Genomic DNA, 14,633 nt, shown 5'->3' on the forward strand with positions numbered 1-14,633 from the left:
TGCGGGCCGGCCGACCGTCCGGGTCGCGTTGTGGATGGGCCGTGCGGCCATCGACGGGGCAATCCGTCGACTCACGAAATTCCCTGCATGAGGAGAGAGATCATGTCAGCGCCACAAGCGTCGTTGGCGGTCATCGGCGGAAGCGGCTTCTATTCGCTGCTGGACGATGCCCGTGAACTGCAGGTCAGCACCCCGTACGGCGAACCGTCGGACGCCGTCCTCCTCGGTCGCGTCGGCGACCGCGAGGTGGCGTTCCTGCCCCGGCACGGCCGCGACCACCGATACCCGCCGCACCGGATCAACTATCGCGCCAACCTCTGGGCACTGCACTCGATCGGCGTCCGCCAGATCATCGCCCCGTGCGCCGTCGGCTCACTGCGACCCGAGCTCGGTCCGGGAAGCCTCGTGATCCCGGACCAACTCGTCGACCGCACCAGCGGCCGCCAGCAGACCTACTACGACTCCGGCGCGGCGCATGTACCGTTCGCCGACCCATACTGTCCGCGGGGACGTGAGGTAGTCAGCGCGGCATCGCGTCGCGAGGGGATGCCCGTGACGGATGGCGGCACCATGGTCGTCATCGAGGGACCCCGATTTTCGACCCGGGCCGAGTCACAGTGGTACGCGGCTCAGGGCTGGTCCGTGGTCAACATGACCGGCCTTCCGGAAGCAGTTCTGGCTCGCGAACTCGCGATGTGCTACTCGGCGGTGGCGCTGGTCACCGACCTCGACGCCGGTCTGGACAGTGCCTCTGCCGTCAACCAGAGCGAGGTGTTCGAGGTCTTCGCGAAGAACACCGACCGCCTTCGGTCGATTGTCATGAATGCCTTGGTCGACCTGCCGGCCGATCGAACCTGCCCGTGCCGGGAAAGCCTCGACGGCATCGCGGTCGCTCAGGATGCCGTGCCCGGCTGACACGGATCTGATCCGCCTCATCGACAAGGAGCGTCAGTCGTGGGCCGACGTCGCCACGGTCCTACGTAGCTGGTTGCTCTGCCGGCGATGACCCACCCGTCGACTCGACCTCTAGCCGGAAGGCACGCCGAAGCGACGACAACGTGAGAGCGACCTCTGCCTCGTCGCGGGCGCGGAAAAGAACGACCCCGGGCGTCGACGACGAGTTGAGGTCCGACGTGACCACGTCGCCGACGCTCATGGTCATGCGCATGTCGATCAGTCCAGGAATCGCCGCGCGGATTTCCTCCTCGGAGGACATCTCGACGATTCGGCCAGGACGGATCGGAAGGTTCACGTTGACGACAATGCCGTCGGTCGACATGACGTCGAGCGTGGGTGCGTCCCCGAGCCCCAGGGACCAGAAGGCCTCCCACAGATCGACTCCGTGCTGGTGCCCGATGGCTTCGACGATGCCACCGCCCGCGGGTCGGCACGCCGCCTCGCCGACCCGGAAGCCATCGTGGGAGCGGTAGAGCTCCACGTGGGCGACCCCGTCGCGGAGCCCCAACTCGGTAGTGGCCCGGCTGGCGACCTCCAGCGCCTCTTCATGGTCGGGGTGGTCGGGGGGGACGATCCACGATCCGTCGAAGTCGTCGATCCGGCCCAGCAGCGGGTCGAAGTAGATCGACACGGCGGCGAACAGCACCTTGCCCTCGTGGAGAACGGCGTCGACGTGGAACTCCCGGTCCATCGCCACGTACTGCTCCACGGCCACCGGCATCTCCTCGGCGCGCAGACGCGATCCGGTCGGCCCGGTCGCCCAGGCCCTCGCGGCCTCCGGCCCGTCGATCCTGGTTACGTCCATACAGAGGGCGCCGAACGTCGGCTTGACGACGACCGGCCATCCCAGGCTGTCGCCCGCCTTCGGGACGTCGGCCGGGTCGAAAACTCGCTGGACCTGAGCTGTCTTCAGGCCTGCCTCGACGAGGCGTCGCTTCATCAGGAACTTGTCGGAGAAGGCGAGTGCGACATCGTACGTATCCCCGGGGATCCCGAGTGAGGACCGCAGGAACCCGGCGGTCGGTACACCGAACTCGACCGGCGAGATGATCCGATCCACAGGACGTGACGCGGCCACCCGACGGACGGCGGCGAGCACCTGGGTCGTGTCGCGGATGTCGTCGACCTCGATGACCCGCATGGTGGGTAGACGGGACGCGCCGCCGCCGTCGGGGAAGTGGTGGGGGTGGCCGGCCTCCGCCACGATGGTCACGTGGTCGACGGTTGCGGCGTCGAGCAGACGGAACGGGAAGGCGCGGCGCACGGTGGTCAGGACCACGGCGTGGGCGGTCACTACGGCACCATCCTTTCGATGGGATCTTGGAAGTAGGTCTCGTCGGGACTCGGCGAAGATCAAGCTCGACCACCGTCGACGATGAGTGAGGCCAGGACCGCGTCGATCTCCGAGCGGAACGCCGCAGCGTCCGTGGTGGGGAGCTGGGCCAGGATCGACCCGGCGAGCTCCTCGATCTCCTTCTTCGACGTCGTGGTGCCGGGTGCCACCGCCCACAGGCCACGGACCCGCGCCCCTCGCCGACACTTGGCCTCGTAGCTGCGGGTGCCGAGGTGCAGCGACTCGATGCCGTTCTCCTGGGCGAACCGCACGGGCCCGTGCACCAGGAGCACCGCGTACTCCGCGGCATTGCGCAGCGCTCCGTAGTCCAGGCCGATCGAACGAAGCGCGAGTTCCTGGCCCGACCGGTAACCGAGCGAGTACCCGATCATGCGCGAGCCGTCGAAGACGGCGTGCGCCACGGCCTCCTCGCGCAGGATACGGGCCTGGCGGCCGAGGGTTGCCCGCAGGTTTTCTTCCTCGTGCTGGTTGCCGTACTTGAGCTCGACCTGCTGCAGCAGCGGAGCCCCGCACGCGACGATCTCGTCGATCGACACCTGCCGGAGCTCGAGACCGCTCCTGACGAAGCGCCGCCACTCGCGGCGCCAGTGTCGAACCTGCGACTTTGTCAGCTTCGACTCGAACGGCCCATCCGCAGGAACCTGCTGCACGATGCAGTCGGCGTCGACGAGGTGCACCCCGGGGGTCTCACCGGTGAGCGAACGCGCGGCCGCCACGACGTGCGGCACGTCCTCCGACGGCAGGTACGGCCACCACCAGGCGCCGCGCACCTCGGGAAACGCCTCGAGGGCCGCGCCCATGAGCTCCGCCAGCGCTGAGGGCGACCGACGAATCCCGATCACCGGGGAGCAGAATCCCCGGCGTCCACCGAGCAGCAGCCGCGCACGGTCGTCCTCGCTGTCGAGCAGGGTTTCGAAGCGATAGTCCGGATGACCTTCGTCCGGCGCATGGTGGGCGACGAGCCCGGCACCGTCCTCCGTCAGGTAGGCGGGACGGCCGACGCCGTCGGAGTCGACGAAGCGCAGCCAGTTCGGCGAAGAGTAGAAGCTCCTTGGGTGAGGCCAGGCTGATGGGACAGTAGAGCTGATCATTTCTCCGGCCTTCGTCTGTCGCAGACCCGTGCACCGACGTCGTCACGACGCGCCGTCCAACATCGATCAGTATAACGGTGATCACCGTGCTACTCGGCCCCCGCGTGCCTGGCCAGCGAGGGACCCACGAGCCGGGCGGCCAGCGCGCCGACCGCAGCGATCACGACGAGAAGCACCACGGCGACATCGACCTGATCGGCGAAGGGGGCAACGACGAGTGCACCCATGGCGAAGCCCAGCGCGAGGCTCGTGTTGACCCAGGACTGCGCCTCGGTCCGCTGCCCCGGGGGGGTGGTCGCCGCCGAGAGCGAGAAGACCGTGGCCAGGCAGGGTGCCGTGGTGGCGCCGACCAGGGGGGCGACGACGACGAAGGTCCAAGGCTCGGCCTGACCCAGGAGCAGCATCAGGATGCCGCAGGCCGTCAGCAGCAGCATGATCGGCAACCAGCTCTGCGGAGTGCGTCCACTGCCGTACGCGCCGAAGACGAGTCCTCCGACGAGGCTGCCCACGGCCATCCCCGCCAGCAGCAGTCCTCCCGCCCACTCGTAGCCGCCGGAGTGGCTGATCGTCAGCAACAGCACCTCGACGGCGGCGCTGGCCAGGGACGGGACCAGCGCGAGCAGCAGGGTCGTCCGGAATGGCGAAGACGCAACCGGTCCCCACCCGCCCTTGCTCCGGGAGGAGAGCACCTGGTCGGCCGGTTCCGACCGGATCACCGAGACCGCGGACAGGACCAGCAGGGCGATGACGGGCAGGACCGCGACGGCCGGATCCGTCCAGGTCGCCAGCAGGCCCGCCGCCGCGGGACCGACGACGAAGGCCACCTCGAGCAGGACAGCGTCGAGGGCCATCGCTGTGTGCCGGCCCTTTCCCGGGAGGGTGAGGGCGATCCAGAGTCCGCGGATCGTGGCAGCGACCGGCGGCATGAAGGCGCCGGTCAGCACGGCGACTCCTGCGATCACCAGCATCGACGCGTCCTCGATGACGGCGACCAGGGCCGCCACCAGCAGGATGTACAGGCTGGTGGTGACGAGGAGCACGGGTCGCGCGCCTCGGCGGTCGATCCATCGGCCTCGTGCGGGGGCCGTGAGTGCCTGGCCCACCGTATAGGCGGCCAACGCCAGGGCGGCCGACGACTCGTCGCGTCGGTCGGCCACGAGCAGGAACAGCACGACCGACCACATGCTCATGGTCAGGCGCGCTACCAGGGCCGCGACGGCCAACCGGCGCATGCCGCGCTCGCCGAGCAGTGCCCTGTAGGCCTGTACCCCCGTGCCGGATTCCTTGCTCACGCGGGAATCAGCCCACGACGGCGCACAGTCGACCCCGCGGTGCGAGGTCATGTTCGAGGTCGCCGCACCGGCTCGGCGTGGAGTGCGTCATGCCGACAACGTAACCGGTGGCGCGTGCCAATGGGATGATCGGCAGGGGCCGCACCCAGGTCGAGGGGCAGGATCCGGAGCACACACTCCGACCCGAGACCACCCTGCTGGGCTAGACGACGAACCCCTTCGGCCAGGTCATCATGGCCATGGCCACCCGATTCGATCCGACGGATCTGTGGACGAGGCTGAGGTCCGGGCGGTTGTCTCGAGCACCTCATCGCCAATGGTCACGACGGTGTCGCCGTCATCGGCACGACGGGGAGACCGCGACCCTGAACGACGACGAGAGCGCGGTCATCCGGATCGCGGTCGAGGCGGCGGCGGGCGGCATGGCGATCACTGCCGGCGTCGGATCCAGCCCCACCGCTCGCAGCAGCAACCTGGCCTCGCGGGCCGCCAAGGTCGGCGCGCAGGCTCTGCTGCTCGTCATGCCCTACTACCGCAAGCAGACCCGGTTTCGCCGCGCACTGCCGCGCTACGCCGCCATGATCGCCGCTGTCGAGGCCGGCGATCCCCCGGCGCCACGCGAGATCCACCAGCGGCTCATCCCCGTGCCGGACGCACTCGTGACGACGTCCCAGGGTGCGATCATGGTCAAGGCTGCCCGCGTGGAACTGGGCGTCATCGAGTCGGCGTTCGTCCGCCTGCCGTTCCTCGAGTCCACCCCGGGCACCTCAAAATCCTGCGCGCGGAACTGTCCGCGTCGGCGATCGAGCATGCCGGCCACCGCACGCGACCCGCCTCGCCGCGGACGATCAACGCTCCCGTGCGAGGAGCCGCACTGCTATGTGGAGGGGTTGACCGCGCGCAGTCACAATGCGATGATCCAATCGATTGTTCTCACTATCGGGGGTTTGATCTAGTTGCGATTCCGATTTCAGAAACCGACGCGTCCAATGGGGAGGCAGCGTCGATGAGCGAGATCTATTTCGCACAGATTCGCGAAGACTCACGCATCGAACGTCGACTACAGGCCAGCTACGAGGCCCGACGGGTCCTCACCATCGGCTCGGGCGGCTGCACGGCGTTCTCGCTGCTGGACGACGAGCTGGAGAGCCTCGTCGTCGTGGACGCGAACCCGGCCCAGTGCGCGCTCATCGAGCTCAAGAAGGCCGCCCTGATCGCTCTCGAGCGGGAGGATTACCTCGCCTTCATCGGCGAGCGGCCTGCCATGGACCGCCTCGGCACCTACCGCGAGCTGGAAGGTGCCCTGCCCGACGACGCCCGCGCGTATTGGCGGAGCCACCAGGCGCGCATCGCCTCGGGGATCAACGGCTGTGGCGTGACGGATCGCCTCTACAAGCTGGTTGGCGAGAACCTGACGCAGCTGGTCCTCGGCACCGAGACCGTCGACCTCCTCTTCGCGTGCTCGACCATGGACGAGCAGCGCGCCTTATTCGCCGAGCACCTCGACAACGACCGCTGGGACACCGCCGTACGGGTGTTGTTCAGCCGCTGGACCCAGTCGCACTTCTACCCACCGTTGTGGTCCGCACGTAGCCCCGAGTCCAGGTTCGGCGAGTTCTACGCGGCGCAAATCAAGGACGCCATCGTGGGCAAGCCGGTCGCCAACAATTACTTCCTACATCAGCTGCTCACCGGTCGCTACCTCCACGACCGGGTCGACGGCGCACCCGCGTATCTCTCCGACGACGGATACACGGCCGCGCGCCGCAACATCGACAAGATGCGACTGGTCAACAGCACGGTCGACCAGTGCCTCGACACCGTGACGGACGTGGACGCCTTCTACCTGTCCAACATCTTCGACTGGGGCAGCCCCTCGCAGCACGAGGCCCTCGCGGGCAAGGCTCGGAAGGCGTCGTCAGCCGACGGAGCAATCGTCCTGCATCGGAGTATGTATGGCGAGGGGCAGCTGGCACCGGTGTTCGGTGACCACCTCGAGATCCGTCAGGAACTGTCGAAAGAGCTGACAGAGCAGGAGCGTTCGATGCTCTATCGCGAGGTCACCGTCGGCGAGCTCGTGCGAGGAACTGGCGCCCGGTGAGTGGCGCGCGGCAGACCGCACGGTTAAAAGACTTCAGAATGGACGAAGGGGTAAAGCCCGGCATGACTGGAAGCGATGACGATTTTCTCGGAACGGTGCTGGAGTTCCTGCGCGACCTCAATCCTCCGACAGAGGCTCAGCTCTCGGCGACGAGAGCCGAGCTCGACGCGGACACGGACCTGATCCAGGCGGGCATCGTCGACAGCCTGTCGATCATGGAGCTGATCGTGTTCCTGGAGAAGGAGACCGGTGCGCACATCCCGCTGGAGGACCTGATGCTCGACAGCATCCGCACTGCCCGGACAATCGCTGCCGTCTACGGTTCGCATACGACCTCAGTTGACCGATGAGTCCGGTCGGCGCGCAATCGGGCTCGGGCGACGTCGAGGCACAGATCGACAGGATGCTCATCGGAATCCCCTCGTTCTCGGGTGCCGAGGAGCTCAAACTCTCCCCGCTGCTCCCCAGGAGCTCCGTCCTGGCAACGCACTACGTGCGCAGCTTTCCCCAGCACGCGTTGGTGGTGTCGGGCGCGATGGGCTCGGACTCCGGGTTCCTCCTGGCACCGACGACCTGCTACGCAGTGTTCGACCACCTGAGCGATCGCCAACTATCCAGTCCTTCCTTGTTCACGCACAAGAATCTCTGCTTCCGCAACGAGGAGACCTACCGTCCGGGCGAACGCCAGGCCTCGTTCCTCATGCGAGAGTTCGTCTTCCTGTCGACGGACCTGGGTCTGGTGCACGAGTGGATCGGGTGCATCGTTCGTGACGTACCGTCGTCACTCGCCGAGGAGTTCGGGGTGGACGCGGTCGTGCAGAAGGCGAGCGACCCGTTCTTCGACCCCAAGGACCTGCACCTGAAGTTCCAGAAGTCCGAAAACCTGAAGTCCGAGTTCGTCGTCGACGGCCTCGCCGTGGCATCGGTCAACCTGCACCTCGGGGCGTTCGCTCGAAGCTGCAACCTGCGCTCGGACGACGGGCAGCCCGTGTACAGCGCCTGCTTCGGCCTCGGATACGACCGGCTCGTCGCCAAGAGCGCAGCGGCACGGGCGGATGTCCATTTCGCAGCCGGTAACGGCCGGAAAGCGAGCGGATAGGCCCATGGAGGAACGTCTCAGGCTGGGCGACCCGGCAGACGTCGGCCGACTGCTTCGCGAGGAGAGGTTCCGCGTCGATCACCCGTTCCGGGTGTCACGCCGGATCTTCGGCGCGTCCACGCTGGACCTGGAGGGAAGCGAGCACCGCAAGAGAAAGCGCGGGTGGTGGACCGGCTTCGGGAAGCAGTGGGCCGGCAGCGTCACGGTCCAGGAGATGGTTGACTCTGCCGTCGCTGACGGATTCGCGCGTGCGCGCGCCAGCAACGACCTGTTGCAGGGCTGCGTCTACATCCCCAACCGCATCGTCCTGGACCTCCTGGACCTCCCCGAGGTCGACCCCATCGAGCACTACGAGAGCCTCAAGCCGGTGCTGCGGACCCTCGGCGGGCTTCCGGAGGCCGACGAATGCGTGGCGCAGGCGAAGGACTACATCCAACGCGTCGTCCGGGACGTGACGGTGCCGTGGTTCTCGGACCTGCCGGACGATGCCCGGTTGGCGGAGCTGGCCCTCTTCCTGGTGGCCGGCGCAGAGACTACCGTGGTCGCCTTGGAGGTCCTGACCTCCGCGTGGTGGAACGACGCCGATGCCGTGACGGACGACGTGCGCAGCGCGGGTTCCGGGAGTGTCGTCATGCGCCTGTTGACGCAGGACGCCCCATTGGGCCTGACGACACGCTATGCCTCCCGAGATGTGTTCATCGACGCGGTCGGCCAGATACCGCGAGGTGCCCTGATCGAGGTGGATCTGGCCAGTGCGAGTCTGCAGTCGGGCACCGGGGAGACAGACGATCGCCGCGTGGTTCAGAGTTTCGTCTTCGGGGCAGGAGCGCATCGCTGCCCTGGGGACCGCCTGGCCATGCTGGAGGCGCAGGCCTACCTGGAGGGGCTCCTCGACCTGGACGCCTCCGAGTACGCGCCCGTTGCCGCGGCCGAACCGCGGCCGTCGACGTTCCGGCATCTGCCATGGCAAGCACTGGAACGGACGACGAACTCGCATGCGGGCACTCCAGGTGAGAGACGCCTCCGGGATGCATAGAATTCTGGTGGGTACTGCCGGACCAGCACATTTTCCGAACTTCCAGTATGTGATTGCGGACCCTGAGACACGCCATGCCGTGGTCGTCGATCCTGCCTGGGACAGCGAGAGCATCGTCCGCAGAATTCAACGTGAAGGCTGGAGCCTGCAGGCAGTGGTGTTGACGCACGCGCATTCGGATCACGTCAACGGAGTTGCCGAACTGGTCGGTCTCCTGCCAGTTCCTGTGTACCTGTCGGGTGACGAAGCCGCCTTCTACGGCTTCGACGCACCGGGGATGGTGCACTGCCGCGATGGCGAGACGTTGAAGGCTGGCTCCATCGAGGTGGGTGTGATGGAGACACCCGGCCATACGGTGGGGTCGTGTTGCTTTCTTGTCGGCGACGCCCTCTTTGCTGGCGACACGCTGTTTCCTGAAGGCATAGGTTTTACGCACTTCGAGGGAGGCTCCGCCTCGGACCTCTACGACAGTGTGCGGCGGTTGGATCACGAGATCTCCGAGGACGTTCGGGTCTATTCCGGACACCGGTACCGGCGCGGACCCGGGCTGACCTTCGCTGAGCTTCGGCGACTCAACATCTATTTCCACCTGTCCAGCCGCAAGGAGTTTGTCGAGTTCGCCAACAGGCGGACGGTGGCAACATCTCACGATCGGCTCCTGACCAAGACGTCAACGACAGTCCCTGACATTCAGAGGTTGACTTGGGGTGATGGTGTGTTCCTCGGTGCTTGACACTGGGAATCCGCCAGCACGCGCTTCGGAGCTGCAACTCGATGCCGCGTCCGGCGGCGGCCCGTAGGGGAACTCCTCCCTGGTGCCCACGACCTGCGCGCCACCGGGGGCCGGGGTGAGCAGGATTGCGCCGGCCACGACGCCGACGTGCAGCGTGCGGGACGAACATCGCGTCGACGTCCCTGGTCACCCGTTTCGCATCGTAGGCGAGCGCCGTCCGCCACCGCGGCGGTCGGCGGCCGACACCACCATCATCATTCTCGGCTTTGATCGTCGAATCCACAGCCCGCACGTCGCGGCACACGTCGATGCCGTTGCCGTCCGGCAGCCGGGCGTCGAGCACCGCGACGTCGGGCCGTAACGCTGAGATCCGCCGGGTCGCCTCCTGCGCCAGACCGGACTCGCCGACCACCTCGATGTCCCCGGCGACCTGCAGCAGGTCGATGACGTGGCGAACCAACCGAGGTGTCTGTGCATCGCGTGCGAGTGGACGATCAGCTCGACGAGCATGGCCTGCGGTCGTAGACGCCGGGGCACGCCAGCTCGCCTCGGCCAGTGATCAGGACTTTGGTCCCGTACGAGTCGGGTGGTTCGACCCGGGCCGCGAGGCTTCGACCGGAGCAGAGTCGGGGACGGAAGAACGACCGAGGACGAACATTGACCACCATCGACCGGAGCCGCACGGCGCACCTCGAACACGTCGAGGCGCCCGGGGCCATGCTCACCAGGACCGCCGCCCGGGCCCTCGCCGTGCTACGGATCTCCACCGGGTTCGTCTTTCTGTGGGCGTTCCTGGACAAGGCCTTCGGCTTCGGCTACGCGACCCCCTCGGCCAAGTCTTGGATCAACGGCGGGTCACCGACCAGAGGTTTCCTGGCCAACGTCGAAGTAGGACCGGTGCAGGGTTTCTTCCACAGTATCGCCGGAGACGCCTCAGTGCGGCTCCGCAGGCGGTGATGCGCCACCGCCGATGACGATCGGCGCGACCTGAGACTCGCGGGTCACCTAACTGGACGTCTGCTCGCCCTCGCGTCGAAGAGGTCGCACAGCGAGTTGCGATGCATGGGTGGCGTTGCGGCTGAGTCCGGCCTCGGCTGCCAGAGGGAGCTACCGGTCGCCATGACGGTCAGGTCCTTGTCACCGGGCTTGGATTGACCGGACGAGGCGGCGGGGACAGGCGCCTGCCGAGATGTCGCAGGCGTCAGCCGTGTTGGTGGATGTGGTCCTGGATCTGCTGGGCGAAGCCTTCGGCGGTGGCGAGTTGCTCACGTAAGGCTTCGACGCGGTTCTGCGCGGCGGTGTGGAACATCGCGAGGCGGTCCTGCAGGGCGGCGCGGTCTTCTCCCTCGGCGGTGCTCAGTGCGTCGAGGATGGTCAGCAGGTCCCGCATTTCTTCGAGAGTGAATCCGAGCGGCTTCATTCGTTTGATGACGCGCAGACGGTCGAGGTCCGGTTCGGTGTAGAGCCGAAACCCTCCCTCGCTGCGTGCTGACGGGATGACGAGGCCAGCGTCCTCGTAGTGGCGGATGGTGCGGATGCTCAGCCCTACCCGTTCGGCGGCTTCGCCGATCTGCATGCGCCCTACGGTCATCGCATCAGTGTCCCTGGCGTCCATCAGTGGCCGACCCTGAGCTTGCCGGCGAGGTTCTCGTGGAACTGCGCGCTGACGGCGTTGAGCCCGATGATGTCCACCCGCTTGCCGCGGGTTTCGTACTTCGTGGTGATGGCGTCCAGGGCGGCGACCGACGAGGCGTCCCAGATGTGCGCGGCGCTCATGTCGATCACGACGTGGTCCGGGTCGTGCGCGTAGTCGAACTGGTAGACCAGGTCGTTGCTGGAGGCGAAGAAGAGTTCGCCGTGCACGCGGTAGATCCGGGTGGTCTCTTCGGGGTCGAGGACGCTGGTGACCTGCGCGAAGTGCGCGACCCGGCGGGCAAAGATCACCATGGCGGCGAGGACGCCGAGCACGACGCCGATAGCGAGGTTGTGCGTGAACAGGGTGGCGGCGACGGTGACCACCATGACGATGATCTCGCCGGCCGGCATCCGCTTGAGGGTGGCGGGGGCGATGCTGTGCCAGTCGAAGGTTCCCACCGAGACGATGATCATGACGGCGACCAGGGCGGCCATCGGGATCAGTGCGACGACGTCGCCCAGGGCCACGACGAGGATGAGCAGGAAGACCCCGGCCAGGAAGGTGGACAGGCGGGTGCGGGCGTTGGACGCCTTCACGTTGATCATTGTCTGGCCGATCATGGCGCAGCCGCCCATGCCGCCGAAGAACCCGGTGACGATGTTGGCCACGCCCTGCCCCCAGGATTCGCGGGTCTTGTTGGAGTGGGTGTCGGTGATGTCGTCGACGAGCTTGGCGGTCATCAGCGACTCCATCAGCCCGACCAGGGCGATTGCCAGGGCGTAGGGGGCGATGGTGGTCAGCGTGTCGAGTGTGAACGGCACGTCGGGCAGACCGAGGATCGGCAGGCTGTCGGGCAGGGTGCCTTCGTCGCCGACGTTGGGCACGTTCAGGTGTACGACGACGACAAGCGCGGTCAGCACAACGATGGCGATCAGCGGCGCCGGCACGGCGGTGGTGACCTTGGGCAGGAACACCATGATGGCCAACGCGGCCACCACCAGGGGGTACACCAGCCAGGGCACGCCGAGCAGGTGTGGCAGCTGGGCGGTGAAGATGAGGATGGCCAGGGCGTTGACGAAGCCCACCATGACGCTGCGTGGGACGAACCGCATCAGCTTCGCCACCCCGACCAGCGCCAGGACGATTTGGAAGACTCCACCGAGGATGACTGCGGCGACCAGGAAGCCCAGTCCGTGTTCACGCGCCAGGGGTGCCACGACCAGCGCGATGGCCCCGGTCGCGGCAGAGATCATGGCAGGTCGGCCGCCGGTGAAGGCGATGGTGACCGCCATCGTGAAGGAGGCGAACAGGCCCACCTTCGGGTCCACACCGGCGAGGATCGAGAACGAGATCGCCTCGGGAATCAGCGCCAACGCGACGACCAGTCCGGCGAGAACCTCGGTGCGCAACACGCGTGGCGAGGCCAACCACTGCGGGCGCGACCATCGGGGCGTCCGTACCGACTGCGAGGACATAACTCTCATTTCCACTCGACGCGCACGCGCTCAGACGTACGCCGGCAACGCCGACTGCGGGCGCGCTGCTTGCCCTACGGAATGCCGCGACCCGGCAGTAGCCGTCGCCGTGGCGCCGAAGGCTCTTCGCCAACGAAGGTTGTCGCTGCCCAGGGGCGTACGACGCCACATCTCGGCAACGCGCTCGACCCTGCTCTCCGGTGAGAGGAGAGTTGACCTGACCTCGACGTGTCGATCATCACCGCAACCAGTCGGCCAGGGGCCGCGGCCACGTCGGTACCCGGCCTCTCCCCCGCAGCCAGCTACCCCTTCGGCATGGGGCGGGTGGGCGATGAGGCCAAGCGATGACGAATCGCCCGAGTTGTCACCGACGCCTCAATGGCAATCGCGCTCGTCACGTTCTCCGTAGCGGATCAGCGTCCCCGGACCGTCTCACAGTAAGATCCCTCTTAGGTGCGCCGGGAAGTCTGGTCGGCAATGCCCGACCCGACCCCGAAAACTGGAGCGTTCATGACACCAGCACCGACCCGCAGCCCGCACGTGTTCGGTCGTGGCTCGTGGCCTGAAGCCCGCCGAATCGCTGACGTCCTCCGCAAGGAAACCATCGGCGGGGTCCTGCTGCTCGCCGGCGCCGTCGCCGCCCTGGTCTGGGCCAACTCACCGTGGGCCGACAGCTACGAGTCGGTGCGTTCATTCACGTTCGGCCCCGAGGTGCTGCACCTGAACCTGTCGTTAGGGACGTGGGCGGCGGACGGGTTGCTGGCGATCTTCTTCTTCGTCGCCGGCCTGGAACTCAAGCGGGAGTTCGTCGCTGGCGACCTGCGGGATCCTCGCCGCGCCGCCGTCCCGATCGCCGCCGCCGTCGGTGGCGTGATCGTCCCCGCTGTGTTGTACCTGGTGATCAACCTCGCCGCGGGCGAGGGCGACGGCAGGGGCTGGGCGATCCCGACCGCCACCGATATCGCGTTCGCCCTGGCCGTGCTCGCAGTGATCGGCCGCTTCCTGCCACACGCCATGCGCACGTTCCTGCTCACCCTCGCCGTCGTCGACGATCTGCTCGCCATCGTCATCATCGCCGTCTTCTACACCGCGAGTCTGTCGCTGCTGCCCCTGCTGGGTGCTCTGCTCCCGCTGGCCGCGTTCACCGTGCTGGTGCAACGCCGGGTTCGTTCGTGGTGGCTGCTGCTGCCGCTGGCGTTCGCCGCCTGGACGCTGATGCACGCCTCCGGTGTGCACGCGACGGTCGCGGGGGTCCTGTTGGGCTTCGCGGTCCCGGTGCTGCGCAGCCGTAAGGCGGGCGGGCCGCAGGCGGGCCCTGGTCTGGCTGAGCACTTCGAGCACCGTTTCCGGCCAATCTCCGCTGGCATCGCCGTGCCGATCTTCGCGTTCATGTCCGCCGGCGTCGCGGTCGGCGGGCTCGGTGGGCTCGGCTCCGCGCTGACCGATCCGGTCGCCGTCGGCATCGTCGTCGGGTTGGTCGTCGGCAAGCCGATCGGGATCACCGCCGCGACCTGGCTGGTCACCCGTTTCACCCGGGCGAAGATGGACACCGGCTTCGCCTGGATCGACGTGTTCGGCATGGCCGTGCTCGCCGGTATCGGCTTCACCGTGTCGCTGCTGATCGGCGAGCTGGCATTCGGGATCGGCAGTGAACGCGACGACCACGTCAAGGTCGCCGTACTGGCCGGTTCTCTGACCGCCGCGCTGCTGGCAACGGTCATCCTGCGGCTTCGCAACCGCACCTACCGGCGGATCCACGACGCCGAGACCGCCGACGCCAACCGTGACAACATCCCGGACGTCTACCAACAGGACACCCCCGACGTGCGGCGGAACGCCTGAGCGAAACCCGCATCCCT

Annotated in this window: 13 protein-coding genes and 2 pseudogenes; 9 read left to right on the forward strand and 6 right to left on the reverse strand. The window is 67.2% G+C overall.

The annotated features are described in order from the left end of the window. Window positions 1-102: 102 nt before the first annotated feature. Window positions 103-915, forward strand: a complete 813-nt coding sequence (locus AB0C25_RS05500) for an S-methyl-5'-thioadenosine phosphorylase (RefSeq protein ID WP_357369939.1) — start codon at window positions 103-105, stop codon at window positions 913-915. Window positions 916-976: 61 nt separating this feature from the next. On the opposite strand, the gene AB0C25_RS05505 is transcribed toward AB0C25_RS05500, so the two are convergent. From AB0C25_RS05505 to AB0C25_RS05515, 3 genes are all read right to left on the reverse strand, one after another. Beyond that, window positions 977-2,251, reverse strand: coding sequence for a hypothetical protein (locus tag AB0C25_RS05505; protein WP_357369941.1), 1,275 nt, complete (start codon window positions 2,249-2,251; stop codon window positions 977-979). Window positions 2,252-2,310: 59 nt separating this feature from the next. Then, a complete protein-coding gene (locus AB0C25_RS05510; RefSeq protein WP_357369944.1) occupies window positions 2,311-3,402 on the reverse strand; it encodes a hypothetical protein in 1,092 nt (363 codons plus the stop codon). An 89-nt stretch (window positions 3,403-3,491) separates the two neighbouring features. After that, on the reverse strand, window positions 3,492-4,694 hold the full coding sequence (locus AB0C25_RS05515; RefSeq protein ID WP_357369946.1) for an MFS transporter: 1,203 nt from the start codon (window positions 4,692-4,694) through the stop codon (window positions 3,492-3,494). A gap of 233 nt (window positions 4,695-4,927) precedes the next feature. Between AB0C25_RS05515 and AB0C25_RS05520 the strand changes: the two genes are divergently transcribed. The 6 genes from AB0C25_RS05520 to AB0C25_RS05545 are packed head-to-tail and all read left to right on the forward strand — an operon-like array spanning window position 4,928 to window position 9,663. Then, window positions 4,928-5,650, forward strand: coding sequence for a dihydrodipicolinate synthase family protein (locus tag AB0C25_RS05520; RefSeq protein WP_357369948.1), 723 nt, complete (start codon window positions 4,928-4,930; stop codon window positions 5,648-5,650). A gap of 50 nt (window positions 5,651-5,700) precedes the next feature. Continuing rightward, the gene (locus tag AB0C25_RS05525) at window positions 5,701-6,795 is read left to right on the forward strand and encodes a DUF3419 family protein (protein ID WP_357369950.1); all 1,095 of its coding nucleotides are present in this window, start codon (window positions 5,701-5,703) and stop codon (window positions 6,793-6,795) included. Then, entirely contained in the window at window positions 6,792-7,145 is a 354-nt protein-coding gene (locus AB0C25_RS05530) for an acyl carrier protein (RefSeq protein WP_357369952.1), read from the forward strand. Before AB0C25_RS05525 ends, AB0C25_RS05530 begins: the two co-directional genes overlap by 4 nt. Next, the gene (locus AB0C25_RS05535; protein ID WP_357369954.1) at window positions 7,142-7,894 is read left to right on the forward strand and encodes a hypothetical protein; all 753 of its coding nucleotides are present in this window, start codon (window positions 7,142-7,144) and stop codon (window positions 7,892-7,894) included. The genes AB0C25_RS05530 and AB0C25_RS05535 overlap by 4 nt, the downstream gene beginning before the upstream one ends. Window positions 7,895-7,898: 4 nt before the next feature. After that, complete coding sequence (locus tag AB0C25_RS05540) at window positions 7,899-8,930, forward strand: hypothetical protein (protein ID WP_357369956.1); 1,032 nt, start codon at window positions 7,899-7,901, stop codon at window positions 8,928-8,930. Between the two features lie 7 nt (window positions 8,931-8,937). Further along, window positions 8,938-9,663, forward strand: coding sequence for an MBL fold metallo-hydrolase (locus tag AB0C25_RS05545; protein WP_357369958.1), 726 nt, complete (start codon window positions 8,938-8,940; stop codon window positions 9,661-9,663). A 265-nt stretch (window positions 9,664-9,928) separates the two neighbouring features. On the opposite strand, the pseudogene AB0C25_RS05550 reads toward AB0C25_RS05545, so the two are convergent. Further along, window positions 9,929-10,123, reverse strand: a pseudogene (locus AB0C25_RS05550) (DNA-binding response regulator); the annotation flags it as partial. A gap of 257 nt (window positions 10,124-10,380) precedes the next feature. Here AB0C25_RS05550 and AB0C25_RS05555 point away from each other — a divergent pair. Then, a pseudogene (locus tag AB0C25_RS05555) lies at window positions 10,381-10,593 on the forward strand (hypothetical protein); the annotation flags it as partial. A gap of 271 nt (window positions 10,594-10,864) precedes the next feature. On the opposite strand, the gene AB0C25_RS05560 reads toward AB0C25_RS05555, so the two are convergent. Then, entirely contained in the window at window positions 10,865-11,278 is a 414-nt protein-coding gene (locus tag AB0C25_RS05560; RefSeq protein WP_357369960.1) for a MerR family transcriptional regulator, read from the reverse strand. Continuing rightward, on the reverse strand, window positions 11,278-12,774 hold the full coding sequence (locus tag AB0C25_RS05565; RefSeq protein ID WP_357370135.1) for a SulP family inorganic anion transporter: 1,497 nt from the start codon (window positions 12,772-12,774) through the stop codon (window positions 11,278-11,280). Before AB0C25_RS05565 ends, AB0C25_RS05560 begins: the two co-directional genes overlap by 1 nt. 510 nt (window positions 12,775-13,284) lie before the next feature. Between AB0C25_RS05565 and nhaA the strand changes: the two genes are divergently transcribed. Continuing rightward, complete coding sequence (gene nhaA / locus AB0C25_RS05570) at window positions 13,285-14,616, forward strand: Na+/H+ antiporter NhaA (RefSeq protein ID WP_357369962.1); 1,332 nt, start codon at window positions 13,285-13,287, stop codon at window positions 14,614-14,616. The last annotated feature ends 17 nt before the right edge of the window (window positions 14,617-14,633 follow it).

It is taken from the genome of Micromonospora sp. NPDC048839, assembly GCF_040649915.1.
Classification (GTDB): Bacteria; Actinomycetota; Actinomycetes; order Mycobacteriales; family Micromonosporaceae; genus Micromonospora.

Coding starts and splice junctions, on each gene's coding strand:
- AB0C25_RS05510 (WP_357369944.1), bottom strand. CDS start 3,402: ATGATCAGCTCTACTGTCCCATCAGCCTGGCCTCACCCAAGGAGCTTC.
- AB0C25_RS05500 (WP_357369939.1), top strand. CDS start 103: ATGTCAGCGCCACAAGCGTCGTTGGCGGTCATCGGCGGAAGCGGCTTC.
- AB0C25_RS05540 (WP_357369956.1), top strand. CDS start 7,899: ATGGAGGAACGTCTCAGGCTGGGCGACCCGGCAGACGTCGGCCGACTG.
- AB0C25_RS05560 (WP_357369960.1), bottom strand. CDS start 11,278: ATGGACGCCAGGGACACTGATGCGATGACCGTAGGGCGCATGCAGATC.
- AB0C25_RS05535 (WP_357369954.1), top strand. CDS start 7,142: ATGAGTCCGGTCGGCGCGCAATCGGGCTCGGGCGACGTCGAGGCACAG.
- nhaA (WP_357369962.1), top strand. CDS start 13,285: ATGACACCAGCACCGACCCGCAGCCCGCACGTGTTCGGTCGTGGCTCG.
- AB0C25_RS05565 (WP_357370135.1), bottom strand. CDS start 12,774: ATGTCCTCGCAGTCGGTACGGACGCCCCGATGGTCGCGCCCGCAGTGG.
- AB0C25_RS05525 (WP_357369950.1), top strand. CDS start 5,701: ATGAGCGAGATCTATTTCGCACAGATTCGCGAAGACTCACGCATCGAA.
- AB0C25_RS05520 (WP_357369948.1), top strand. CDS start 4,928: ATGGCCATGGCCACCCGATTCGATCCGACGGATCTGTGGACGAGGCTG.